Here is a 22,428-nt window from a genome sequence, read left to right as displayed (position 1 = left end):
GATCGGTCACTGGTTCACCCCGTACAGGGACAGCAGGTTCTTCATCCGCTCCTCGGCGAGCTTCGGGTCCGGGAACAGGCCGAGGCCGTCGGCGAGTTCGTAGGCGCGGGCGAGGTGCGGGAGGGAGCGGGCCGACTGGAGGCCGCCGACCATCGTGAAGTGCGCCTGGTGGCCCGCGAGCCAGGCCAGCAGGACCACACCGGCCTTGTAGAAGCGGGTGGGGGCCTGGAAGAGGTGGCGGGACAGGGCGACCGTGGGGTCCAGCAGCGCCCGGAAACCGGCCGTGTCCCCGGTGTCCAGCACCCGGACCGCCTGTGCCGCCAGCGGGCCCAGCGGGTCGAAGACGCCGAGCAGGGCATGGCTGAAGCCCTGCTCGTCGCCCGCGATCAGCTCGGGGTAGTGGAAGTCGTCGCCGGTGTAGCAGCGGACCCCGCGCGGGAGGCGGCGGCGCAGGTCGGTCTCGCGCCGCGCGTCCAGGAGCGACACCTTGATGCCGTCGACCTTGTCCGGGTGCGCGGCGATGACCTCCAGGAAGGTGTCGGTCGCCGCGTCCAGGCCGGCCGAGCCCCAGTAGCCCTCCAGCGCCGGGTCGAACATCGGGCCCAGCCAGTGCAGGATCACCGGCTCGGCGCACTGGCGCAGCAGGTGGCCGTAGATCTCCAGGTAGTCGTCCGGGCCGGTGGCCGCGGCGGCCAGGGCGCGCGAGGCCATCAGGATCGCCTGGGCGCCCGACTCCTCCGCGACCGCGAGCTGCTCCTCGTAGGCCGCGCGGATCTCCACGAGTGACCCGCCGGCGATCTGGTCGGTGCCGACCCCGCAGGCGATCCGGCCGCCCACCGCCCTCGCCTCGGCCGCGCTGCGCCGGATCAGCTCGGCCGCGCCCGCCCAGTCCAGGCCCATGCCGCGCTGGGCCGTGTCCATCGCCTCGGCCACCCCGAGTCCGTGCGACCACAGGTGCCGGCGGAAGGCGAGGGTGGCGTCCCAGTCGACGGCGGCCGGCGAGTCGGGCGAGACGTCGGCGTACGGGTCGGCGACGACGTGCGCCGCCGAGAAGACCGTACGGGAGGTGAAGGGTGCGCCCGGGGACACGGCAAGCGGTTCGCTGCGGGGCTCGTACGTCCGCAACACGCCGTCTGCGGAAGGGAGTCGGATGGTCACAGGGCGATCTCCGGCACGTCGAGGCGGCGGCCCTCGGCGGAGGACCTCAGGCCCAGTTCGGCGAGCTGTACGCCCCGGGCGCCGGCCAGCAGGTCCCAGTGGTACGGCGCGTCGGCGTGGACGTGCCTGAGGAACAGCTCCCACTGGGCCTTGAAGCCGTTGTCGAAGTCCCCGTTGTCCGGCACCTCCTGCCACTGGTCGCGGAAGACCTCGGTGGCGGGGAGGTCGGGGTTCCAGACCGGCTTGGGAGTCGAACCGCGGTGCTGGACACGGCAGTTGCGCAGGCCCGCGACCGCCGAGCCCTCGGTGCCGTCGACCTGGAACTCGACGAGTTCGTCGCGGTTGACCCGGACCGCCCAGGAGGAGTTGATCTGGGCGATCGCGCCGCCGTCGAGTTCGAAGACGCCGTAGGCCGCGTCGTCCGCCGTCGCGTCGTAGGGCTTGCCGTTCTCGTCCCAGCGCTGCGGGATGTGGGTGGTGGCGAGGGCCTGGACGGAGGTCACCCGGCCGAACAGCTCGTGCAGGACGTACTCCCAGTGCGGGAACATGTCGACGACGATGCCGCCGCCGTCCTCGGCACGGTAGTTCCAGGACGGGCGCTGGGCCGGCTGCCAGTCGCCCTCGAAGACCCAGTAGCCGAACTCGCCTCGCACGGACAGGATCCGGCCGAAGAAGCCGCCGTCGACCAGGCGCTTCAGCTTGAGCAGGCCCGGCAGGAAGATCTTGTCCTGGACGACGCCGTGCTTGATGCCCTTGTCGTGGGCGAGCCGGGCGAGTTCGAGGGCGCCCGCCAGGCCGGTGGCGGTCGGCTTCTCGGTGTAGACGTGCTTCCCGGCGGCGATCGCCTTCTTGACGGACTCCTCCCGGGCGGAGGTGACCTGGGCGTCGAAGTAGATGTCCACCGACGGATCCGCCAGCACCGCGTCGACGTCCGTCGAGATCTCGTCCAGCCCGTGACGCCCGGCGATCTCCCGGAGCGCGTGTTCACGGCGGCCGAGCAGGATCGGCTCCGGCCACAGCACGGTGCCGTCGCCCAGGTCGAGGCCGCCCTGCTCGCGCAGGGCGAGGATCGACCGGACGAGGTGCTGGCGGTAGCCCATGCGTCCGGTCACGCCGTTCATGGCGATGCGCACCGTCTTGCGTGTCACGTGAGTCCCCTCTACAACACTCGCAGCAAGCGCTTTCTATCCACTGAGAAGCTAGCCTCTGAACAGTGGTCTGTACAAGACCGTTGCCCCTTCGAGTTGTTCGAGGGGGCGAACATCCGGGGTCGATGGCTTTAAGGTCTGCTGGACGTCCGCTCGGAACCACGAGCATGACCTGGCTGTCTACGAGGGCGTACGACACGACGCACGACCGGAGGACGACGACATGACGGTGACCCTGGCGGATGTGGCGGCCCGCGCCCAGGTCTCCCCCGCGACGGTGTCGCGCGTACTGAACGGCAACTACCCGGTGGCCGCCTCCACACGCGAGCGGGTGCTCCGGGCGGTGGACGAGCTGGACTACGTCCTCAACGGCCCGGCGAGCTCGCTGGCCGCCGCCACCTCCGACCTGGTCGGGATCCTGGTGAACGACATCGCCGACCCCTTCTTCGGGATCATGGCGTCCGCCATCCAGGCCGAGATCGGGGGCACGGGCGGGGGCCGGGCGGGCGGTGAGCGGCTGGCGGTCGTGTGCAACACGGGCGGGTCGCCCGAGCGTGAACTGACGTATCTGACCCTGCTGCAGCGCCAGCGGGCGGCGGCCGTGGTGCTGACCGGCGGCGCCGTGGAGGACGCGCCGCACGCGGCGGCGGTCGCGGCGAAGCTGCGCAAGCTGACGGAGGCCGGGACGCGCGTGGTGCTGTGCGGGCGGCCGCAGGCAGCGGGCACCGGGGCGGTGGCCCTGACGTTCGACAACCGCGGGGGTGCGCGCCGGCTGACCGAGCACCTGCTCGGGCTCGGGCATCGCCGGCTCGGTTACATCGCCGGCCCCGAGGAGCGGACCACGACGCGGCACCGGCTGGAGGGTCACCGGGAGGCGCTGGCGGCGGCGGGGGTCGAGGAGGATCCGCGCTGGACGGTGTACGGCCATTACGACCGCCGGTCCGGGTACGAGGCCACGCTGGAGCTGCTGCGGCGGGAACCGGGGCTGACGGGGATCGTCGCCGCGAACGACTCCGTCGCGCTCGGCGCGTGCGCGGCGCTGCGGGAGTCCGGGCTGCGGATTCCGGAGGACGTGTCGGTGGCCGGCTTCGACGACCTGCCGTTCAGCATCGACGCGGTGCCGTCGCTGACGACGGTGCGACTGCCGCTGGCGGACGCGGGCGCCCGGGCCGGCCGGATCGCCATGGGACGCGAGGAACCGCCGCCCGGCGACATCGCCACCGTCCGCGGGGAGCTGATGGTCAGGGGGTCCTCGGGAACACCCCGGGCGTGAGGGAGCCGGGCGACGGCAGCGGTGCCGTCGCCCTTGCCGAAAGCGCGGCCAGGGGCGCGAGTGGCCGCCCCCGGCGGCATCGCGGAAAGGGTCAGGGGGTCTTCGGGGGTGCCCCGGACGGGAGGGAGCGGCCCAGCAGGGGCAGCGGTGTTCCGCCCCTTCTGCGGTCCCGGTACCAGCGGCGGCCCGTGTCGTAGGCCAGGCGGGCCTTGCGCAGGGCGGGGATCTGGTTGGCCAGGTGGGCCTGGTAGCGCCAGGGGGACTGACGGCCGGTGCGGACGGCCATGGCGTAGGCGAAGGAGACCGGGTCGCGCTCCAGGTAGTCGTCGAGGCGCTCGAACCAGGCCATGCTCGAGCGCGCGCCGGCCTGCACGGGGTGCAGTTCCGCGCGGCGGTGCTCGTCGTACGCCCGCAGCGCCGCCCGGAGGTCCGCGTGGTGCGCGAGGCTGTGGGCCAGCACGATCCCGTCGATCATCGCCAGCCGGGTGCCGGAGCCGAGCGTGAAGTGGGTGGTGTGCGCGGCGTCGCCGGCCAGGACGACGGGGCGCCGGGGCTCGGTGCCGTCGACCCAGGTCTCGTTGCGCAGGTGCGTGAAGCGCTGCCACAGCGCCGGGGCGCCGCGCGACCGGCTGATCAGGGAGTGGCCGTCGAGCGCCCGGTGGAAGATCTTCTCCAGCAGCGGTACGGCCTCCTCCGGCTCCATGGAGTCCAGGCCGAGGCCCTGCCAGGTCTCCGGGGAGCACTCCACGATGCAGGTGCTGATGCCCCGGATCGACGGATAGGCGTGGAACCAGATCCAGCCGGCCCCGGTCTTCTCGAAGCAGAACACGAAGCTGTCGAACTGCCGGTCCGTGCCGAGCCAGATGTAGGGGTTGCGGCCGGTCTCCGTCTTCGTGCCGAAGCGTTCCGCGCGGCTCTGCCGGATCCGGCTGCCCGCCCCGTCGGCGGCCAGGATCAGATCGGCCTCGGGCAGGTCGGCGGGGTCGGCGAGGCGCTCCCCGTGCCGTACGTCCACACCGAGGGAGCGTGCGCGCCGGGCCAGTATCTCCAGCAGCGCGGCGCGGCCCATGCTGTAGCCGTAGCCCCCGAAGTACGCCGTACCGTCGTGCCCGCCGCCGTGCACCTGGATCTCCTGCGCCTGCCAGAGCACCGAGCCGGCGCTGATCGCGCGGGCGCTCTCGGGGTCGTTGGCGTGCAGGATGTCCAGCAGGTCGTCCCAGTACACGACGCCCCAGCCGTAGGTGGCCTCGGGCGGGTCGCGCTCGATCACGGTGATCTCGTGCCCGGCGTCCCGCAGCTTCGCCGAGATCGAGAAGTACAGCCCGGCCGGGCCTCCGCCCACGCAGACGATCCTCATCCGGTCACCGCCTCCACGGCCGCCGGCCCCGTGGAACCGGCTGGTCACAGGGATCCGGGTGCCCATGGGTCGGGCACCCGGATCCACCTTTCACTGTCGGGGGTGTCAGGTCAGTTCGCTGTGGGTGGGTCAGCAGCCCCAGCCGCCGCCGTCGCCCCAGCCACCGCCGTCGCCCCAGCCGCCGCCGTGGTCTCCCCAACCCCAGCCGCCGCCGTCGCCCCAGCCCCAGCCGCCGCCGTGGTCGTCGCCCCAGCCCCAGCCGCCACCGCCACCGTGGTCGTACGCGACGGCCGCGGTCGGTGCGGAGCTGGTGGCTGCGCTGGCGACTCCGGCTCCGGCCGCGAGGGCCAGGATCGGTGCCGAGCAGACCACAAGGGCCACTCTCTTGATACGGGTGGTGTGCGCGCGCATGATGAGCCCCTCTCCGAGGGTGTGGTTTTTCTGCCGACGGCCCCGGTGGGCCGTCCTCCTGACGCTCCGGAGCCTGCGCGCAGCTCCGGGCGGGGTCCGCCGCCCGCAAAGGCGATCCGCGGCGGATCCGTCACTCTCGATGCCAAACGGACATAAGTGACGTTCGTGATTAAACCTACGATGAGAGGGCGGGGAAGTCAAAGGCGGGCCGCACGGGGAAAGAGGGGAACCAGCAAGGGAAATCAACGTACTTGAATCGTTCAACCACTGGGAACCATCGCCAACCACCGGGGGCCGGCCATGACCGTCCAGGACATCCGCGCCGTCGACCGGGTGCTGTCCGCACTCGCGCACGCCGACGGCACCGACGAGGCCGGGCTGCGCGCCCGACTGGGGCTCGCGGACGGGCACTTGGCCCTGACCCGGATCCTCGACGCGGTCGAGCGGGCCGGACTGGCCGAGCGCGACCCCTCCGGCACGCGGGTGGCCCTCACCGCGAGCGGCCGGGGCGCCGCCGAGGCCCTGAACGCCCTTCGTACGGCCCTCGGCGACACGGCCCCGCGGGGACCTGCCGAGGTCGCGCTGCGCGAGCCCCGGCCCGGCGACCTCGGCTGGATGGTGCAGCGCAACGCCGCGCTGTACGCCGCCGAGTACGGCTGGAACGCCGACTACGAGGGGCTGGTGGCCCGGATCGTGGCCGACTTCGCCGAGGACCACGATCCGCATCTGGAGCGGGTGTGGATCGCCGAGCTGGGCGGGCGGCCCGTGGGCTGCGTGATGTGCGTACGGGACGACGCCCCGGGCACCGCGCGGCTGCGGCTGCTGCTGGTCGAGCCCGAGGCGCGGGGGCACGGCATCGGGGACCTGCTGGTCGGCGCGGTCGTGGACTTCGCGCGCGGGGTCGGCTACCGCGACCTGGTGCTGTGGACCAACGACGTGCTCGACGCCGCCCGGCGCCTGTACCGGCGCCACGGCTTCGTGCTCACCGCCGAGCAGCCGCACCGCTCCTTCGGAAAGGACCTGACCGGTCAGGACTGGCGCCTGGATCTGCACCGGTCGGGCGAGTGACGAGTAGGGTCCGTGACCATGAAGCTAGCCTTCTCCACCCTCGGGGTTCCCGGTCTTCCGCTGCCGGACGTGCTGGCGCTCGCCACCACGCACGGCTACCACGGCATCGAGCTGCGCGCCCATCCCGAGGAGCCGGTGCACCCCGGCCTCACGGCGGCCCAACGGGCGGACGTGGCCGCCGCGTTCAAGGCGGCCGGCGTCGAGATCCTGGGCGTCGCCGGGTACGCGCGCGTGGCCGCGCCCGGCGAGGACGGCCCGGTCGTCGAGGCCGTGCGCGCCCTGGTGCGGCTCGCCCACGACATCGGCGCCCCCTTCGTCCGGGTCTTCCCCGGCGCCGACCCGGACCTGCCCGCCGCCGAGTCCGACGCGGTCGCCGCGCGGCGGCTCGGCACCGTGGCCGAGGACGCCGCCGCGCTCGGGGTGCGCGTCCTGCTGGAGACCCATGACTCCCACCGCACCGGCGCCGCCGCGATCCGCGTGCTGGGGCCCGTCGGACACCGCCACGTCGGCGCGCTGTGGGACGTCATGCACACCTGGCTGGGCGGCGAGCAGCCCTCGCAGTCGTACGCCGCCCTCGCCCCGCACCTGGGATACGTGCAGGTCAAGGACATCGCGTCGGCCGACGACACGACGCCGCTGCCGCTGGGCGCGGGGGTGCTTCCGCTCACCGAGTGCGTGGACGTGCTCTGCCGGCACGGCTGGGACGGGTGGCTGTGCTGGGAGTACGAGAAGCGGTGGTACGAGTCGGCGGCGCCGCTTCAGGAGATTCTCGCCGGCGGACGGGAGCACCTGCTGAGGTTGCTCGACGAGGCGGCTTAGGCGGCTGCCGGCGCGGGAGTCACTGCCGGCGGAACTTCCCGAAGGCCTCGTGGAAGCCCGGGAACGTCTTGCGGACGCAGCCGGGGTCGTCGTACGTCAGGCCGGGTGTGCGCAGGCCGGTCACCGCGAAGGACATGACGATGCGGTGGTCGCCGAAGGTCTTGATCCGCACGTCCGGCCGCGGGGTGCCGGGGTGGATCTCGATCCGGTCGGGGCCGGTCGACACCGGCACGCCGAGCCGGCGGAGGTTGTCCGCGCAGGCCTCCAGGCGGTCGCACTCCTTCACCCGGGTGTTCGCCACGTCCTCGATGCGGACGGGTCCGTCGGCGAACGGCGCGATCGCGGCCAGGGTCGGCATGGTGTCGGAGACGTCCCGCATGTTCACGGTGAGCCCGCGCAGAACTCCCGTACCGCGTACCGTCGTCCGGTCCCTGCCGACCTCCACCTCGGCGCCCATCCGGCGCAGTACCTCCACGAAGCCGAGGTCGCCCTGGAGCGCGCCCGTGCCGAGGCCGGGCACGGTCACCTCGCGGCCCGGGGTGACGGCGGCCGCCGCGAAGAAGTAGCTCGCGGTGGAGGCGTCCGGCTCGATCGGGTAGGTGGTGGCCCGGTAGCCGCCCGGCGCGACGTCGTAGACGTCGCCGTCCCGGGCGACCCGCGCGCCGAACGCCCGCATCATCGCCAGCGTGATCTCCACGTACGGCGCCGAGACCAGTCCGGTGACGCGGATCCGCAGGCCGGTGCGGGTCAGCGGGCCGAGCAGGAGCAGCGCGGTCAGGTACTGGGAGGACTGGCCGGCGTCCAGCACGACCTCGCCGCCCTCGACGCCGGCCGCCCGGACGGTGAGCGGATGGTGCCCCTCCGCCTCCTCGTGCCGCAGGTCGACGCCCAGGTCGCGCAGGGCGCGGGTGAGCGGGCCGAGGGGGCGGCGGCGCATCTGCGGGGAGGCGTCGAAGCGGTAGGTGCCGCGGCCGGCGGCGGCCAGGACGGGCAGGAAGCGGGCGGTGGTGGCGCCGTCGCGGCAGTAGACGTCGGCCTCGGCGTGCGCCGGGCCCTGCGGGCGGCCGTCCACCTGCCAGGTGTCGGGGGTGCTGCCGACCCGGTAGCCGAGCCGGGTCAGGCCCTCGGCGAAGCCCTCGGTGTCGTCGGAGCGCAGGGGCCGCACGAGGGTGCTCACGCCGTCGGCGGCGGCCGCGAGGAAGAGCGCGCGGGCGGTGATGGACTTGGAACCGGGGATGTCGACTGCGGGCATGGCCGCCATGATGGCCGCACCGCGGCCCGCCGGGACGCGACGTCCATGAACTGGGACGCCGGCGCGGCGGGGACCGGCCCGGACCCCGCCCCCGGCCGTCGGCGCGCCCCGGCCAATGCGCCGGTGGCGGCCCCTCTTCCGGTTACTGTGCAGTCCCTTGACGGAAAGAAACTTCCCGGATAGTGGTGCCCTTCGGAAGTTTCCTTCAGCGGTTCTCCTCCGGAAGGAGCGCACGTGTCCGACACCGGCAGACCGTCCCGACGCGCCGTCCTCGCCGCCACGGCGGGCCTCACCGCCGCGCTGACCGCACCGACCGCCAACGCCCGCGCCGCCGCCCCCGGCACCCCGCCCGACGACCGCCGGCTGCGCGCCCTGATCTCCCGGATGTCGCTGGAGGAGAAGGTCGGCCAGCTCTTCGTGATGCGGGTCTACGGCCACTCCGCCACCGCCCCGGACCAGGCCGACATCGATGCCAACCTCAGGGAGCTGGGGGTCCGCACGGCCGCCGAGCTGATCGCGGCGTACCGCGTCGGCGGCATCATCTACTTCACCTGGGCGCACAACACCCGTGATCCGCAGCAGATCGCGGAGCTGTCCGACGGCATCCAGAAGGCCTCCCTGGACCAGGCGCGCGGGCTGCCGGTGCTCATCGCCACCGACCAGGAGCACGGCGCGGTGTGCCGGGTCGGCAGGCCCGCCACGCTCTTCCCGGGCGCGATGGCCCTCGGTGCGGGGGGCTCCCGGTCCGACGCGCGGACCCTCGGCCGGATCTCCGGCGCCGAGCTGCGCGCGATGGGCATCAACCAGGACTACTCCCCGGACGCCGACGTCAACGTCAACCCGGCCAACCCGATCATCGGCGTCCGTTCCTTCGGCGCCGCCCCGGACAAGGTGGCCGAGCTGGTGGCCGCCGAGGTGACGGGCTATCAGCAGTCCCGGGTCGCGGCGACCGCCAAGCACTTCCCGGGGCACGGCGACACGGCCACCGACAGCCACACCGGCTTCCCGGTCATCACCCACAGCCGGGCCCGGTGGGAGACGCTGGACGCCGTGCCGTTCCGGGCCGCGATCGCCGCCGGCATCGACTCGATCATGACCGCGCACATCCAGTTCCCGGCCCTGGACGACTCCGGCGACCCGGCCACCCTCTCCCACCCGGTCCTCACCGGCATCCTGCGCGGCGAACTCGGCTACGACGGCGTCGTGATCACCGACTCCCTCGGCATGCAGGGCGTGCGCACCAAGTACGGCGACGACCGGGTGCCGGTGCTCGCCCTGAAGGCCGGGGTGGACCAGTTGCTCAACCCGCCCTCGATCGACGTGGCCTGGCACGCCGTGCTGAAGGCCGTACAGGACGGCGAGCTGACCGAGTCCCGCCTGGACGAATCGATCCTGCGCATCCTGCGCCTGAAGTCGCGGCTCGGCCTCTTCGACGCGCCGTACAGCTCCCGGGCGGGCGTGGAGCGCACGGTGGGCACGAAGGCGCACCTGGCGGCGGCCGACCGGATCGCCGAGCGCACCACGACCCTGCTCGTCAACGAGGACCGTACCCTCCCCTTCGCGCCCCGCACCGCACGCCGGATCCTGGTCGTCGGCGCCGACCCCGACTCCCCCACCGGCACCACCGGCCCGCCCACCGGCGTCCTGGCCGCCGCCCTCACCGAACTGGGCTTCACCGCCACGGCCCTGTCCACCGGCACCTCGCCCTCCGCCGCCGCCGTCGCCCGGGCGGTCACGGCGGCCCACGACGCGGACGCGGTGGTGGTGGCGACGTACGACGTGACGGCGGACAGCTCCCAGCGCACGCTGGTGGAGCGCCTGCTGGCCACGGGCCGCCCGGTGGCCGCCCTCGCCGTCCGCAACCCCTACGACGTGGCCCAACTCCCCGCCGTTAAGGCCTGTTTGACGTCGTACGGCTGGACCGACGTCGAGGTGCGCGCGGCCGCGCGGGTCATCGCCGGGCGGGTGGCCCCGCGCGGGAAGCTGCCGGTGCCGGTGCAACGGGCGGACGATCCGGCGCAGGTGCTGTACCCGATCGGGCACGGGCTGACGTACTAGGCGTACGCCCACGGTTCGGGCGTACCACCGCAGGCGGGCGGAAACCCTCCCACGCCGTCTGGCGTGGCACCGGCGTCCCGGGCCACGCTGGGCGGGGACGCCGGGGGGATGACGATGCGCGGGAAAGGTGCCTCGAAGCTGGCGTGCCTGCTGCTGGCCGCCCTGCTGACCGGCTGCCGGGGCGGGGCGGGCGCGCCGGTGGGCGACGCCCGCCCGACCGCGAGCGGCGGCTACGGCACCGGGTTCCTCGCGGTCGGCGCGTGCAGCTCCTTCGGCACGACCGACGTCACCGAGGTGCCCTGCACCGGCGAGCGGGCGGCGGCCCGGGTCGTCGCCCGCTACGAGGGCGCTGCGGACGGCGGCCCGCTGTGCCCGCCGACCACCGACTTCGTCCTGCACATCGGCACCGAGGGCTACGCCTGCATGCGCGCTCTGGAGCCCCCGCACCCCGGTGACCCCGGCGGCGGAGGCGGCCCGCGCACGATCCCCGGCGACTGCGTCTACACCTCCGGCACCGGCCAGGTCCGCGAGACGCGGTGCGACGGCGCGGGCGCGCACCCGCCGCAGTACCGGATCACCGTGGCGGCGCGGACCCGGGCCGGGTGCCCGCCGTCGACGGTGCTGTACGTGCAGCTGGGCGGGGACCGGCCGGTGGGCTGTGCCCGCCGGCTGTGAGCCCTCGGCTACGGCCGTCCGCGGGACCCGCTCAGCACAGGATCCAGCCCGAGTCGACCGAGCCCGAGCCCACCGAGCCCCTGATCCACACGCAGCGGTGGCCGGCGTGCACGGTGACCGGGCCCGCCTCGTACCGGTAGCCGCCGGTGTCGGTCACCGGGCGGTTGCCGCGGGCCTGCACGCTCACGGACATCGTCTGGACGGCGCCGGTGCGTCTGGCGACCGTCATGGCGCAGATGTAGCCGTCGCGTTTGTAGACGTGCGTGACGCCCGTGCTGAACGACAGGGTCCGCACCTCCCGCCCGGCGCAGGTGTCCGCCGGGGCCGCCTCGGCGACGCCGGACGCCAGCAGGGCGAGCGTCCCGGACCCCACCAGCACGGCCGCCCCGAGCGCCAGGCGCCGGCGTACTCCACCCATGTCCACAGTTGTTCCTCCCCGTATCACCCGTAACACCCCCTGGCACGGTCACCCTCCCCCGACGGCCGTACTGATGTACGGGACGCGTGAGTGTGTCGGACGGTTGCACGACCGTCAGCGGCGCGCGTCAGGCGGTCGCGGCGACCGGCTCCTCCGGCTCGGCCCCGCCGACGAAGGTCCGCCACAGCTCGGCGTACCGGCCGCCGCGGGCGAGCAGCTCGTCGTGCGTACCGTCCTCGGCGATCCGGCCGTGGGCCATCACCACCACCCGGTCCGCGCGGGCCGCCGTGGTCAGGCGGTGGGCGACAATCAAGGTGGTGCGCGCGTACGCGCTCGTTGAGGGGTGGTGGTCGGGCGACGGGCGGGCCGTACGACGGCCCGCCAGCCGGTCGGTGGCCTGGTTGACCTGTGCCTCCGTGGCCAGGTCCAGCGCGGCCGTGGCCTCGTCCAGGAGCAGGATGTCGGGGTCGACCAGTTCGGCGCGGGCGAGGGCGATCAGCTGGCGCTGGCCGGCCGACAGGTTGCGGCCGCGCTCGGCGACCTCGTGCAGGTAGCCGCCCTCCAGACCGGCGATCATCTCGTGCGCGCCGACCGCCCGCGCCGCCGCCTCCACCTCGGCGTCGCTCGCGTCGGGGCGGCCGTAGGCGATCGCGTCGCGGATCGTGCCCGGGAAGAGGTACGCCTCCTGCGGGACCACCCCGAGCCGGTGCCGGTACGAGGTCAGGTCGAGGGCGCGCAGATCCGTGCCGTCGGCGGTGACCCGGCCGCCGGTCGGGTCGTAGAACCGCGCGACCAGCTTGACCAGGGTGGACTTGCCCGCGCCCGTCTCGCCGACGAAGGCGACGGTCTGTCCGGCGGGGATCGTCAGGTCGATGCCGGTCAGCGCCTCCTCCTCACCGCCGTACGCGAAGTGCACGTCCTCGAAGGCGATCTCGCCGCGCAGGGAGAGGACCTCCAGCGGCTCGTCGGCCGACCTGGTGGACGTCGGCTCGCGCAGCAGCTCCTGGATGCGGCCGAGCGAGACCGTGGCCTGTTGGTAGCCGTCGAAGACCTGGGACAGCTGCTGGACGGGCGCGAAGAACAGGTCGATGTAGAGCAGGTAGGCGACCAGGGCGCCCGTCGTCAGCGTGGCCGCCTCCACCCGGTGCGCGCCCGCGATCAGCACGGACGCCGAGGCGACCGAGGACAGCAGCTGCACGAACGGGAAGTAGACCGATATCAGCCACTGGCCGCGGATCCGGGCGCGGCGGTAGTCGTCGCTGCGCCCGGCGAACCGCGCCCCGCCGTCGCGCTCGCGTCGGAAGGCCTGCACGATCCGCAGCCCTGCGACCGACTCCTGGAGGTCGGCGTTGACCACCGACACGCGCTCGCGGGCGAGTTCGTACGCCTTCACGCTCGCCCGGCGGAAGAAGACCGTCGCGACGATCAGCGGGGGCAGGGTCGCGAAGACGACGAGCGCGAGCTGCACGTCGATCAGCAGCAGGACGAGCATGATGCCGAAGAAGGTGACGACCGAGACGAACGCCGTGACCAGGCCGGTCTGCAGGAACGTCGACAGCGCGTCGACGTCGGTCGTCATACGCGTCATGATCCGGCCGGTCAGCTCGCGCTCGTAGTAGTCGAGCCCGAGCCGCTGGAGCTGGGCGAAGATCTTCAGCCGCAGCGTGTAAAGGACGCGCTCGCCGGTGCGGCCGGTCATCCGGGTCTCGCCGATCTGCGCGGCCCACTGGACGAGGACGGTCGCGAGGCCGAGCAGCGAGGCCGCCCAGACCGCGCCGAGGGCCGTCTTCGTCACGCCCGCGTCGATGCCGTGCCGGATCAGCACCGGCAGCAGCAGGCCCGCGCCCGCGTCCACGGCGACCAGACCCAGGCTGACCAGCAGGGGCGCGCCGAAGCCGCGCAGCAGCCGGCGCAGCCCGTAGGAGTCCTCACGGCGCACCGCCCGGGCCTCGTCGACGTCCGGGGTGTCGGTGGCCGGGGGCAGCGCCTCGACCTGGGCGAGCAGCTCGGGCGTGGCGGGTGTGCCGGACAGCGCCGGATCCCTGGGCGCCCGGTCGCCGGTCCACAGCCGGGGGGTCACGCCCCGCTCGGCGTCGAACTCGGCGTCCAGTTCGTCACGCACGGTCGTGTCCTGTGCCGGACCGGCCGGCGGGGCGTGGCCAGGGGATACGCCGCCCAGCTCGTCGGGGTCGGTCAGCAGCCTGCGGTACAGCGGCGACCGCTCCTGGAGCTCCTCGTGCGTGCCGAGGTCGGCGAGCCGGCCGCCGTCGAGGACGGCGATGCGGTCGGCGAGGTTCAGGGTGGAGCGGCGGTGCGCGATGAGGAGCGTGGTGCGCCCCCGCATGACGTGCGCCAGGGCCTCGTGGATCTCGTGCTCGACGCGGGCGTCCACGGCCGAGGTGGCGTCGTCCAGGACGAGCAGGCGCGGGTCGGTGAGCAGGGCTCGGGCGAGCGCGACGCGCTGGCGCTGGCCGCCGGACAGGGTCAGGCCCTGCTCGCCGACCGTGGTGTCGTAGCCCTCGGGGAGCTCGGCGATGAAACGGTCCGCCTGGGCGGCGCGGGCGGCGGCCTCGATCTCCTCCTGGGTGGCGTCCGGGCGGCCGTAGGCGATGTTGGCGCGGACGGTGTCGGAGAAGAGGAAGGAGTCCTCGGGGACGAGTCCGATCGCGGCCCGCAGCGAGTCGAGGGTCAGCTCGCGCACGTCGTGGCCGCCGATCAGGACGGCGCCCCGGGTGACGTCGTAGAAGCGCGGCAGCAGCAGCGAGAGGGTGGACTTGCCGGAGCCGGAGGAGCCGACGACGGCGAGGGTCTCGCCGGAACGTATCTCGAAGCTGAGCCCGTCGAGGACCGGGGAGCCGCCGTACCCGAAGGACACGTCGTCGAACTCGACGGTCGCGGGCGCGTCGGCCGGGAGGGTCTTGCCGCCGTCCCGCATCGTCGGCTCGGTGTCGATCAGCTCCAGGACGCGCTCGGTGCCGGCGCGGGCCTGCTGGCCGACGGTGAGGACCATGGCGAGCATGCGAACCGGGCCGACGAGCTGGGCGAGGTAGCTGGAGAAGGCGACGAACGTGCCGAGCGTGATGTGCCCGCGCACCGCCAGCCAGCCGCCGAGGGCCAGCATGGCGACCTGGCCGAGGGCCGGTACGGCCTGGAGGGCGGGGGTGAACCTGCTGTTCAGCCGTATGGTGCGCAGCCGCCCGGCGAAGAGCCGGCGGCCGACCTCCCGCAGTTTCCCGGTCTCCTGCTCCTCCTGCCCGAAGCCCTTCACCACGCGTACGCCGCTCACGGCACCGTCGACCACGCCCGCGACGGCGGCGGCCTGGGCCTGGGCGTACCAGGTGGCGGGGTGCAGCTTGCTGCGGCTGCGCCGGGCGATCCAGCCGAGGGCGGGCGCGACGGCGAGGGCGACCAGGGTCAGCGGCAGCGACAGCCACGCCATGATCACCAGGGATATCAGGAAGAGCAGGACGTTCCCGATGGTCATGGGGAGCATGAAGAGCAGGCCCTGGATCAGCTGGAGGTCGCTGGTCGCGCGCCCGACCACCTGCCCGGTGGACAGCTCGTCCTGCCGCCGCCCGTCGAGCCGGGTGATCGTCTCGTACATCTCCGTGCGCAGGTCGTGCTGGACGTCGAGGGCGAGGCGGCCGCCGTAGTAGCGGCGGACGTAGGTGGAGGCGTAGACGAGCAGGGCCGCGCCGATCAGGGCGCCGGTCCAGGGGGCCATGGCGCGGGAGTGGTTCCCGATCACGTCGTCGATGATCACCTTGGTGATCAGCGGGACGACGGCCATGACGGCCATGCCGGCCAGGGACGAGCCGAGGGCCAGGACGACGTCCTTCGGATACCGCCAGGCGTACGCCGCCAGGCGCCTCGCCCATCCCCGTTGCGCTGCCACGCCGGTGCCTTCCGTTCGCCTGACCTGCTCTGCCGGAAGGCACCAACGCCGACGGGGGCGGATTTCATCCCGCTGCAACAAAACGCTCCGCGGGGTCCGGCCGTATGCCGTATGCCGTGTGCCGTGCCTCAGCCCTGCGGCGGTACGGCGACGAAGGCCTCGCTCGGCCTGCTCGTCGGGACGTAGACCTTGGTGGCCGTCGTGGTCGGCACGAGGTCCTTGTGGATGACCTTGGCGACGTTCTGGATGGTGGTCACGCCGTAGTCCATGGTGGCGTTGTCCTGGGTCAGCACCGACATCATGTAGTCGTGGCCCGCGCCGTCGAAGGTGCCGAGGCTGTGCACCCGCCAGCCGTGCGTCGCGCGCTGCAGCCAGCCGTTCTTGACGTGCACCGCGACCGTGGCGGGGGCACCGGCCGGGGTGCCCCAGCGCTGTGCGGAGATGACCTCGCCCATCAGCTTCAGGATGTAGGCGCGGGAGTTGTCGCTCAGCACGCTGTTCTTGGCGGTGACGAGCTTCAGCAGCTTCTGCTCGTCGGTGACGTTCTCCTGGGTCAGCCCCCAGTAACCGCCCGTGCCCGGCACGGTCTTCGTCATCCCGGCGGCGGACAGGAAGCCCTTGATCTTCGTCAGGCCCAGCTGCTTCCACAGCGTGCTGGTCGCGGCGTTGTCCGACTTCGTGATCATGGCCGTGGCGAGCTTCGTCTCGGTGCTCGTCAGATAGCGGTTGTGCTTCTTGGCGTCCCACAGCAGCGTCGCGAGCACGGTGACCTTCACGGTGCTGGCCGAGTCGTAGGAACTGGTGGCGCGCAGGGTGCAGGTGGTGTTCGTGCCGCGGTCGTACACGCCGAGGGCGACGGTGCCCTTGCGGTTCGCGAGGGCGGCGGTGATGTCCTTCTGGAGCTTCACGGCGAGGCCCGCCTTGGCGGACGTGCAGCTGACGGCGGGCGTGGCCGCGGCGGCCGGGACGGCGGCGACCGCGGTGGGCACGAGCAGGGCGGCGCCGAGGGCGGCGGCGAGCACGCCGGTACGCCTGGGTATTCGGGAGTCCATGCCCCAGTTGACTCGCCGGGACGGCCGGATGGTTGCACACCTGGCCGCATCGAGGAAGTTCGAAGAGTTCGGAAGGTGGTAATGATCCGCCCATGCCGACGGTGAATGAGAGTCACGTCAGACGGTGGGGGCGGCTGTTCGCGACGGTGGCGGTGCTGCGCTCGCTCGCGGATCCGGGTGAGCCCCTGCCCGACGCGGACGCCTTCACGGGCAAGTTCGTCCCGGCACAGCGCATCGACGACCTGAAGTCGAATCCGTACGACGCCCTGCTGCGGGCCCGCACGCGCGATGACGCGCGCTGGAAGGCGGCAACGGCGGTGTTCCGTTCACTGCCCGACCTCCTGGAGCGGGGCCCGCTCCCTCCCACGGGCACCCTCGGCGACGACCGCCGCCCGGATTTCGTCGCGGGGTACGAGGCCCAGCTGGCCGAGTTCAAAGAGGACTTCGCCGACCTGCTGCCCTGATGCCGGAGGGCTTCAGTTCCGCTCCGCGAGGCGGGCACCCCGGCTGGCGGCGATCCGGTGCACGTCGGTCAACGCCTCGCGCATCCTGGCGAGCAGGAACCGTAGCTGGGCGGATGTCGCCCGGTGGTCGGCCATCAAGTCGGCGGCGTGGCCGAGCAGATCGGCCGCCATGCCGAGCTGCACGCTCTCGATGGTGTCGGCCACCTCGGAGAGAGGCCCGGTGCCGTCGGTCACGAGATAGCAGGGCTTGCCCTCCGCCCCCGCCCAGGGCAGCAGGCGCGCGGTGGTGCCGCCGCTCACCGGGCCACCTCCCCGGCGGGCGGCATCCCGCACGACCCCATGCCGATGCCGGGCACGCGGGCGGGGAGCGGCGGCTGCGGGGGCCGTTGCGGCCGCGGGGGCCGGAGTCCGGTTCCGTGGCCGGTCGGCCTGTGCCGCCGTAGCAGCGGCGACTTGAGGAAGCGGGTGATACGGAGACTCATGTCGTCAACTCCCTTGCGCTGGTTGATCCGGGCGGCGACGCTCCCCTCCGTAGCGCTTCGACCAGTCGAGCCGCGTTGGTCATGTTGCAGCGGCCGAGGTCGAAGAGAGGGATCCCGTCCCCGTCGCCGAAGGACGCCGGGTCGAGGCGGAGGCCGGGAAGGGAGACACCGGCGCCGGCCAAGGCTTCCCGTAACTCCACGAGCGACCCGTGGCACTTGGGGAAGGCTTCTACCTGATTCCGGGCAAATTCCGACATGGGAACTCCTCTCCGTAGCGGTATGACTACCAAGCGAGTTCAGCGTGGCCTATAGTCGGGGTGTCTTCAACTTGCGGGGCTTGCACGGGGAGTTGGAAGGTAGCCGTTGAACCGAAAAGAGTTGAACCCCGAAAAGTCACCCCTCGACGCGTTCGGGGAACGGTTGCGCAGGCTGCGGGACGAACGCGGCTGGACCCAGGACGAGCTGGGCTTGCGGATGGGGTACTCGGGCACGCACATCTCGGCCGTAGAAGTTGGCCGCCGCTCTCCAACTCGTCGCTTCGCGAAGAAGGCTGACGACGCGCTGGGCACGGGCAGCCTGCTCGCCCGCCAGGAGAAGGCCGTACGGGAGACGGCGCTGCTGGACGGGTTCCCGGACTTCGTGGAGAAGGAGGTCCAGGCGACCGAGATCCGCCTCTTCGAGCTGACCATCGTTCCCGGGCTGCTCCAGACCCCGGAGTACGCCGCCGCCGTCACCACGGGTGAAGTACGGCGAGGTGCCATCTCGGAATTCCAGGCAGAGGAACGGCTGTCGAAGCTCGCGGAGCGCCAGGCGGCCCTGGAACGCACACCGACGCCCATGGTCTACGCGGTCCTGGACGAGGGCTGCCTCCGGCGAGTCGTGGGCGGTCCCGAGGTCATGACGGCCCAACTGGACCGGCTGATCGCGTTCGCCGAACTGCCTTCCACAGTCCTCCAGGTGGCGCCGTACGATCTCGGTGAGCGCCGGGCGTTCGATCTCCCCGTCCACTTGTTGACGCTGCCCGACCGGTCCAATGTCGCGTACGCCGAGTCCGTGCTGCAGGGCCGACTGGAGCGGGATATCGGGTTCGTTCAGCCCCTACTGCGGGCCTACCATCAGTTGCAGGCCGAATCGCTCTCACAAGCGGCCTCTGTGGCCATGATCAGCCAGTTACGAAAGGGCAATCCGTGACGACCGAAGCCCCGCAGTGGTTCACGTCCTCGTACAGCAGCAACGGCGGCGCCTGCATCGAGGTCGCCACCAACCTCGCCGCCACCCGCGGCCTGGTCCCCGTCCGCGACACCAAGAACCCCAACGGCCCGGCGCTGAGCCTCACCGCCCACGCCTGGTCCGACTTCGTCACCCTGGCGAAGGACGCTCACGTCTGAGCAACGGCGACGAATACAGACTCGGCAGCGTCAAAGGGGGCGCCGCCGAGTCCCCGAAGGGGCGCAGACCCACAGCTTCCCCCCAGGTACGGCACAGCGCGTACCCATCGCCGGTCTGCAGGGTGCAGTGGTGACATCTGCCACCGATCCCCTCCCCCACGCCATGACGGCGACCCCGGGTCCGCCGTCCCCGACGCCGACCCCGCCGGACACCGGTCCGGAGCGCGCGCCGCGCTGGTCGCTGCCCGCGCTGCTCGCGATCATGCTGCTCGCGGCCGTGCTGTACACCTGGAACCTCTCCGGCTCCAGCCTCAACAGCTTCTACAGCGCGGCCATCTACAGCGGCACCCAGAACTGGAAGGCCTGGTTCTTCGGCTCGCTCGACGCGGGCAACTTCCTCACCGTCGACAAGCCGCCCTTCGCCGACATGGTCATGAGCCTGTCGTGCCGGATCCTCGGCTTCGGCACCTGGCAGATGATGCTGCCGGAGGTCGCGGCCGGGCTCGGCGCGATCTGGATCCTGCACTCCTCCGTGAAGCGGACGTTCGGGCACGCGGCAGCCGCCGTGGCCGCACTGGTGCTGGCCCTGACCCCGATCACGGTCGCGATCAACCGGGACAACAACCCCGACACGATCCTCGTCCTGCTGATGGTCGGCGGCGCGGCGCTCGCCCTGCGCGCCACGCGCACCGGCAGGCTGCTGCCGCTGCTCGGCTCGGCGGTCTGCTTCGGCCTCGCCTTCAACACGAAGATGCTGGCCGGTTACATCGCACTGCCCGCCGTCTTCGCGGTCTACCTGCTCGCGGCGCGCCCGACGCTCGTGAAGCGGATCGTGAACCTGCTGATCGCGGGCGTGGTCCTCGCGGTCGCCGGCTTCTGGTGGGCGATCGCCGTCTCCCTGGTCCCCGCCTCCGAGCGGCCGTACATCGGCGGTTCGACCGACGGCACCGCCTGGAACCTGATCATGGGCTACAACGGCCTCGGCCGGATCTTCGGCGGCGAGGGCAACGGCGGCGGGGGTGGGGGCGGCGGAGGCGGCTTCTCCGGCTCCGCGGGCCTCGGCCGGATGTTCAACGACATCCTCGGCGGCCAGATCTCCTGGCTGATCCCGTTCGCGCTGCTCGCCCTCGTCTGCGGCCTGATCCTGTGCGGCCGCGCCCCGCGCACCGACCTCACCCGGGCCGCGCTCGTCCTCTGGGGCGGCTGGACGGTCCTGCACTACGTCACCTTCGCGACCGCCGAGGGCACGATGCACCCGTACTACACGACCGCCCTCGCGCCCGGCATCGCCGCGCTGTGCGGCGGCGGTGGCGTACTGCTGCTGCGCGCGTTCCGCGCCGACAGGCGCTGGGTGTGGGTCCTGCCGGCCGCTCTCGCGGTCACGGCGGTCTGGGCCGTGGTCCTGCTGCGCCGCGCGTCCGGCTGGAACACCTGGCTGTGGCCGACGGTGGGCGTGCTGATGGCGGCGGCGATCGTGGGCCTGCTCCTGTCCCGCTCCGCGGGCCGCGCCCGCCTGCTGGCGGCCTCCGTGACGGCGGCCGTGATCGCGGCGCTCGCGGGCCCGGCGGCGTACGCCTGGTCGGTGCCGTCCGGCTCGGGCGGCGGCATGGGCGGCGTGAACCCGACGGCCGGGCCCTCGACGGGAGGCGGCTTCGGCGGCATGGGCGGGGGCCGCGGCCGGGGCGGTTTCCCGGGCGGCGGCGAGATGCCGGGCGGCGGCCGGAACGCGGCGGCGGGGGGCGGCTTCCCCGGCGGCTCGGCGAACGGCGAGATGCCCGACGGCGGCATGCCGAGCGGCGGCTTCCCCGGTGCGGGCGGGCAGGGCGGCCGCAACTCCGAGACGGGCGGCACGCCCCCGACCGGCACCGGCACCGGCGCCGAGGCCGGTGGCGCACCGGCCGGTGCGACCGGAAACGGCCGTATGCGGGGCGCCATGGGCGGCGGCATGGGCGGCGCGGACAGCGACCTCGTCGCCTACCTGAAGAAGCACCGGGACGGCGCCACCTGGCTGCTCGCGGTCTCCAACTCGCAGAGCGCGGCCTCGATCGAGCTGAGCGCGAAGGTGCCCGTCATCTCCATGTGGGGCTTCACCGGCACCGACCAGGCGATGACCGTCGCCAAGCTGGAGGAGCTGGTCAAGAGGGGCGAGCTGCACTACATCCAGCTCGGCGGCGGCATGATGGGCGGTGGCCCTGGCGGCTCCACCAACAGCGTGTCCTCCGAGGTCACGGCCTGGGTGAAGAAGCACGGCACGCTGGTGAAGGAGAGCGCGTACAGCAAGAGTTCGGCGTCGGCCTCCGGGTCGGAGACGTCGTCCTCGGCCGCCTCGACCACGAACCAGTCCACGCTCTACCGCCTGGATCCGTCGGACCTGAACTAAAGCACCGCTCACCGACCGCACCACCCGCGCCAGGGGCCCACGGACCCCTGGCGCGTTCACATCTCAGGCCTCGAAGTCGTACTCCAGCACATACGCCGACGAGTCCAGCGTCATCTCGTTCACCTCGACTACCAGCCCCTCCGCGTCGTAGGCGGTGCGCACGATCAGCATGACGGGCACACCTGCCGGGAGCGCCAGCCGCTCGGCCTCGCCCTGGCCCGGCATCCGGGACCGGATCTCCTCGCGGAAGCGGACGGGCCCGTGCCCCAGCTCCGCGAGCCTCGCGTACGTACCGCCGGGCCCGGTCTCCGGTTCTGTGATCGGCGTACCGGTGACGAGGTCGGCCGGCAGAGACGAGGTGGACAGCAGCACCGGCTTGCCGTCGAGCACGAAGCGGCGCCGACGCACACAGACGAGGGCGCCCTCGCCCAGGCCCATGACCGCCGCCACGACAGCCGACGCCGGCCCTTCCGTCACCTCGACCGAGTCGACGACCAGTTCCCGGGCCCCGATGTCCGCTGACCAGATGGAGCGTCCCTCGCCCCACTGCGTACGCGCGAGCCGCTCGATCCCCCGCCGCCTGATGGGCCTGAAATCCCGGACGAACACCCCGGCCCCCTTGCGGGCCTCCGCGATGCCTTCGGCCTGGAGCACGCCCAGCGCCTGCCGCGCCGTCATCCGGGCGACGCCGTAATCGGCCATCAGGTCGTTCTCGCCGGGCAGCCGGTCCCCGGGCCGATACCGACCGGCTTCGACAGCCGCCCGTAGCTCTGCGGCGATCCGCTGGTACTTGGGCTGCCGCCCCGTCTCCCGGCTGCTCATCAGACCTCTCCTTCGATCATCTCTAGACATCCTAGGCATCAGAGATCCCACGCCCCAGTCGACAGGCAGACCCCTTTGAGTAAGCACTCCGATACATCTCTAGAGATGTGTTGCGAAGACTCGATGCGGTGCGCTTAACTGAGGCGGCCTGACATCTCTGGAGATGACGACTCTCGTCTTCGCTTCGGAGGCCCTCGTGCCGGACCAAGAAGCCCAGTGGCGCTTACCGCCGACACGGCATCAGCTAGGCAACCCGGGCAGGAGTCCGGCTTCCGTCGCTCGTTGCTCATCCCGGATGCGTCGACGCG

At 72.6% G+C, this 22,428-nt stretch carries 20 protein-coding genes; 9 read left to right on the top strand and 11 right to left on the bottom strand.

Annotation, left to right across the window (positions count from 1 at the left end; genetic code table 11):
- Positions 1–6: 6 nt before the first annotated feature.
- Entirely contained in the window at positions 7–1,158 is a 1,152-nt protein-coding gene (locus BIV23_RS40420) for a dihydrodipicolinate synthase family protein (RefSeq protein WP_071385988.1), read from the bottom strand.
- Positions 1,155–2,306, bottom strand: coding sequence for a Gfo/Idh/MocA family protein (locus BIV23_RS40415; RefSeq protein ID WP_071385987.1), 1,152 nt, complete (start codon positions 2,304–2,306; stop codon positions 1,155–1,157). Before BIV23_RS40415 ends, BIV23_RS40420 begins: the two co-directional genes overlap by 4 nt.
- Before the next feature lie 223 nt (positions 2,307–2,529).
- Between BIV23_RS40415 and BIV23_RS40410 the strand changes: the two genes are divergently transcribed.
- Positions 2,530–3,579 (top strand): LacI family DNA-binding transcriptional regulator, encoded by a 1,050-nt coding sequence (locus BIV23_RS40410; protein WP_071385986.1) that lies wholly within the window; start codon positions 2,530–2,532, stop codon positions 3,577–3,579.
- 91 nt (positions 3,580–3,670) lie between these two features.
- Here the strand turns inward: BIV23_RS40410 and BIV23_RS40405 are convergent, their stop codons facing one another.
- A complete protein-coding gene (locus tag BIV23_RS40405) occupies positions 3,671–4,936 on the bottom strand; it encodes an FAD-dependent monooxygenase (protein WP_071386040.1) in 1,266 nt (421 codons plus the stop codon).
- Between the two features lie 129 nt (positions 4,937–5,065).
- Positions 5,066–5,347 carry a hypothetical protein gene (locus BIV23_RS40400; RefSeq protein ID WP_071385985.1) on the bottom strand — a complete coding sequence of 94 codons (282 nt, stop codon included), beginning with the start codon at positions 5,345–5,347 and terminating at the stop codon, positions 5,066–5,068.
- 300 nt (positions 5,348–5,647) lie between these two features.
- Here BIV23_RS40400 and BIV23_RS40395 point away from each other — a divergent pair, with 300 nt between their 5' ends.
- Both BIV23_RS40395 and BIV23_RS40390 read left to right on the top strand, forming a co-directional pair.
- Positions 5,648–6,415 (top strand): helix-turn-helix domain-containing GNAT family N-acetyltransferase, encoded by a 768-nt coding sequence (locus BIV23_RS40395; RefSeq protein WP_071385984.1) that lies wholly within the window; start codon positions 5,648–5,650, stop codon positions 6,413–6,415.
- Positions 6,416–6,433: 18 nt separating this feature from the next.
- A complete protein-coding gene (locus tag BIV23_RS40390; protein ID WP_071386039.1) occupies positions 6,434–7,234 on the top strand; it encodes a sugar phosphate isomerase/epimerase family protein in 801 nt (266 codons plus the stop codon).
- Positions 7,235–7,253: 19 nt separating this feature from the next.
- Here the strand turns inward: BIV23_RS40390 and aroA are convergent, their stop codons facing one another.
- Positions 7,254–8,486, bottom strand: coding sequence for a 3-phosphoshikimate 1-carboxyvinyltransferase (aroA, locus tag BIV23_RS40385; protein WP_071386038.1), 1,233 nt, complete (start codon positions 8,484–8,486; stop codon positions 7,254–7,256).
- A 234-nt stretch (positions 8,487–8,720) separates the two neighbouring features.
- Between aroA and BIV23_RS40380 the strand changes: the two genes are divergently transcribed.
- Positions 8,721–10,544, top strand: coding sequence for a glycoside hydrolase family 3 protein (locus BIV23_RS40380; RefSeq protein WP_071385983.1), 1,824 nt, complete (start codon positions 8,721–8,723; stop codon positions 10,542–10,544).
- Positions 10,545–10,658: 114 nt separating this feature from the next.
- Positions 10,659–11,219, top strand: coding sequence for a hypothetical protein (locus tag BIV23_RS40375; RefSeq protein WP_071386037.1), 561 nt, complete (start codon positions 10,659–10,661; stop codon positions 11,217–11,219).
- A gap of 31 nt (positions 11,220–11,250) precedes the next feature.
- Here the strand turns inward: BIV23_RS40375 and BIV23_RS40370 are convergent, their stop codons facing one another.
- From BIV23_RS40370 to BIV23_RS40360, 3 genes are all read right to left on the bottom strand, one after another.
- A complete protein-coding gene (locus BIV23_RS40370; protein ID WP_107471413.1) occupies positions 11,251–11,637 on the bottom strand; it encodes a hypothetical protein in 387 nt (128 codons plus the stop codon).
- A 127-nt stretch (positions 11,638–11,764) separates the two neighbouring features.
- On the bottom strand, positions 11,765–15,532 hold the full coding sequence (locus BIV23_RS40365; protein WP_071385981.1) for an ABC transporter ATP-binding protein: 3,768 nt from the start codon (positions 15,530–15,532) through the stop codon (positions 11,765–11,767).
- 128 nt (positions 15,533–15,660) lie between these two features.
- Positions 15,661–16,584, bottom strand: a complete 924-nt coding sequence (locus BIV23_RS40360; RefSeq protein WP_071385980.1) for a serine hydrolase — start codon at positions 16,582–16,584, stop codon at positions 15,661–15,663.
- 92 nt (positions 16,585–16,676) lie between these two features.
- On the opposite strand from BIV23_RS40360, the gene BIV23_RS40355 reads away from it, so the two are divergent.
- On the top strand, positions 16,677–17,048 hold the full coding sequence (locus BIV23_RS40355; RefSeq protein WP_071385979.1) for a hypothetical protein: 372 nt from the start codon (positions 16,677–16,679) through the stop codon (positions 17,046–17,048).
- A gap of 12 nt (positions 17,049–17,060) precedes the next feature.
- On the opposite strand, the gene BIV23_RS40350 is transcribed toward BIV23_RS40355, so the two are convergent.
- The gene (locus BIV23_RS40350) at positions 17,061–17,348 is read right to left on the bottom strand and encodes a hypothetical protein (RefSeq protein WP_071385978.1); all 288 of its coding nucleotides are present in this window, start codon (positions 17,346–17,348) and stop codon (positions 17,061–17,063) included.
- Positions 17,345–17,530: a hypothetical protein gene (locus BIV23_RS49970; protein ID WP_143079220.1), complete on the bottom strand. Its 186-nt coding sequence runs from the start codon at positions 17,528–17,530 to the stop codon at positions 17,345–17,347. Before BIV23_RS49970 ends, BIV23_RS40350 begins: the two co-directional genes overlap by 4 nt.
- Positions 17,531–17,908: 378 nt before the next feature.
- Between BIV23_RS49970 and BIV23_RS40340 the strand changes: the two genes are divergently transcribed.
- The 3 genes from BIV23_RS40340 (at position 17,909) to BIV23_RS40330 (ending at position 21,298) form a co-directional block, all read left to right on the top strand.
- On the top strand, positions 17,909–18,721 hold the full coding sequence (locus BIV23_RS40340; protein WP_245790882.1) for a helix-turn-helix domain-containing protein: 813 nt from the start codon (positions 17,909–17,911) through the stop codon (positions 18,719–18,721).
- Positions 18,718–18,918: a DUF397 domain-containing protein gene (locus BIV23_RS40335; RefSeq protein ID WP_071385975.1), complete on the top strand. Its 201-nt coding sequence runs from the start codon at positions 18,718–18,720 to the stop codon at positions 18,916–18,918. Before BIV23_RS40340 ends, BIV23_RS40335 begins: the two co-directional genes overlap by 4 nt.
- Before the next feature lie 130 nt (positions 18,919–19,048).
- A complete protein-coding gene (locus tag BIV23_RS40330; RefSeq protein ID WP_071385974.1) occupies positions 19,049–21,298 on the top strand; it encodes a mannosyltransferase YkcB-related protein in 2,250 nt (749 codons plus the stop codon).
- 63 nt (positions 21,299–21,361) lie between these two features.
- Here the strand turns inward: BIV23_RS40330 and BIV23_RS40325 are convergent, their stop codons facing one another.
- The gene (locus BIV23_RS40325; RefSeq protein WP_071385973.1) at positions 21,362–22,120 is read right to left on the bottom strand and encodes a GntR family transcriptional regulator; all 759 of its coding nucleotides are present in this window, start codon (positions 22,118–22,120) and stop codon (positions 21,362–21,364) included.
- Positions 22,121–22,428 lie beyond the last annotated feature (308 nt).

This window comes from Streptomyces monashensis (assembly GCF_001866665.1).
In the GTDB taxonomy this organism is placed as follows: Bacteria; Actinomycetota; Actinomycetes; order Streptomycetales; family Streptomycetaceae; genus Streptomyces; species Streptomyces monashensis.
This window is presented reverse-complemented; position numbering and strand designations above follow the sequence as displayed.

Bases quoted from the DNA above. Each gene is read 5' to 3' on its own strand.
- BIV23_RS40410 (WP_071385986.1), top strand. From the start codon at position 2,530: ATGACGGTGACCCTGGCGGATGTGGCGGCCCGCGCCCAGGTCTCCCCC.
- BIV23_RS40405 (WP_071386040.1), bottom strand. From the start codon at position 4,936: ATGAGGATCGTCTGCGTGGGCGGAGGCCCGGCCGGGCTGTACTTCTCG.
- BIV23_RS40400 (WP_071385985.1), bottom strand. From the start codon at position 5,347: ATGCGCGCGCACACCACCCGTATCAAGAGAGTGGCCCTTGTGGTCTGC.
- BIV23_RS40395 (WP_071385984.1), top strand. From the start codon at position 5,648: ATGACCGTCCAGGACATCCGCGCCGTCGACCGGGTGCTGTCCGCACTC.
- BIV23_RS40390 (WP_071386039.1), top strand. From the start codon at position 6,434: ATGAAGCTAGCCTTCTCCACCCTCGGGGTTCCCGGTCTTCCGCTGCCG.
- aroA (WP_071386038.1), bottom strand. From the start codon at position 8,486: ATGCCCGCAGTCGACATCCCCGGTTCCAAGTCCATCACCGCCCGCGCG.
- BIV23_RS40375 (WP_071386037.1), top strand. From the start codon at position 10,659: ATGCGCGGGAAAGGTGCCTCGAAGCTGGCGTGCCTGCTGCTGGCCGCC.
- BIV23_RS40370 (WP_107471413.1), bottom strand. From the start codon at position 11,637: ATGGGTGGAGTACGCCGGCGCCTGGCGCTCGGGGCGGCCGTGCTGGTG.
- BIV23_RS40360 (WP_071385980.1), bottom strand. From the start codon at position 16,584: ATGGACTCCCGAATACCCAGGCGTACCGGCGTGCTCGCCGCCGCCCTC.
- BIV23_RS40355 (WP_071385979.1), top strand. From the start codon at position 16,677: ATGCCGACGGTGAATGAGAGTCACGTCAGACGGTGGGGGCGGCTGTTC.
- BIV23_RS49970 (WP_143079220.1), bottom strand. From the start codon at position 17,530: ATGAGTCTCCGTATCACCCGCTTCCTCAAGTCGCCGCTGCTACGGCGG.
- BIV23_RS40325 (WP_071385973.1), bottom strand. From the start codon at position 22,120: ATGAGCAGCCGGGAGACGGGGCGGCAGCCCAAGTACCAGCGGATCGCC.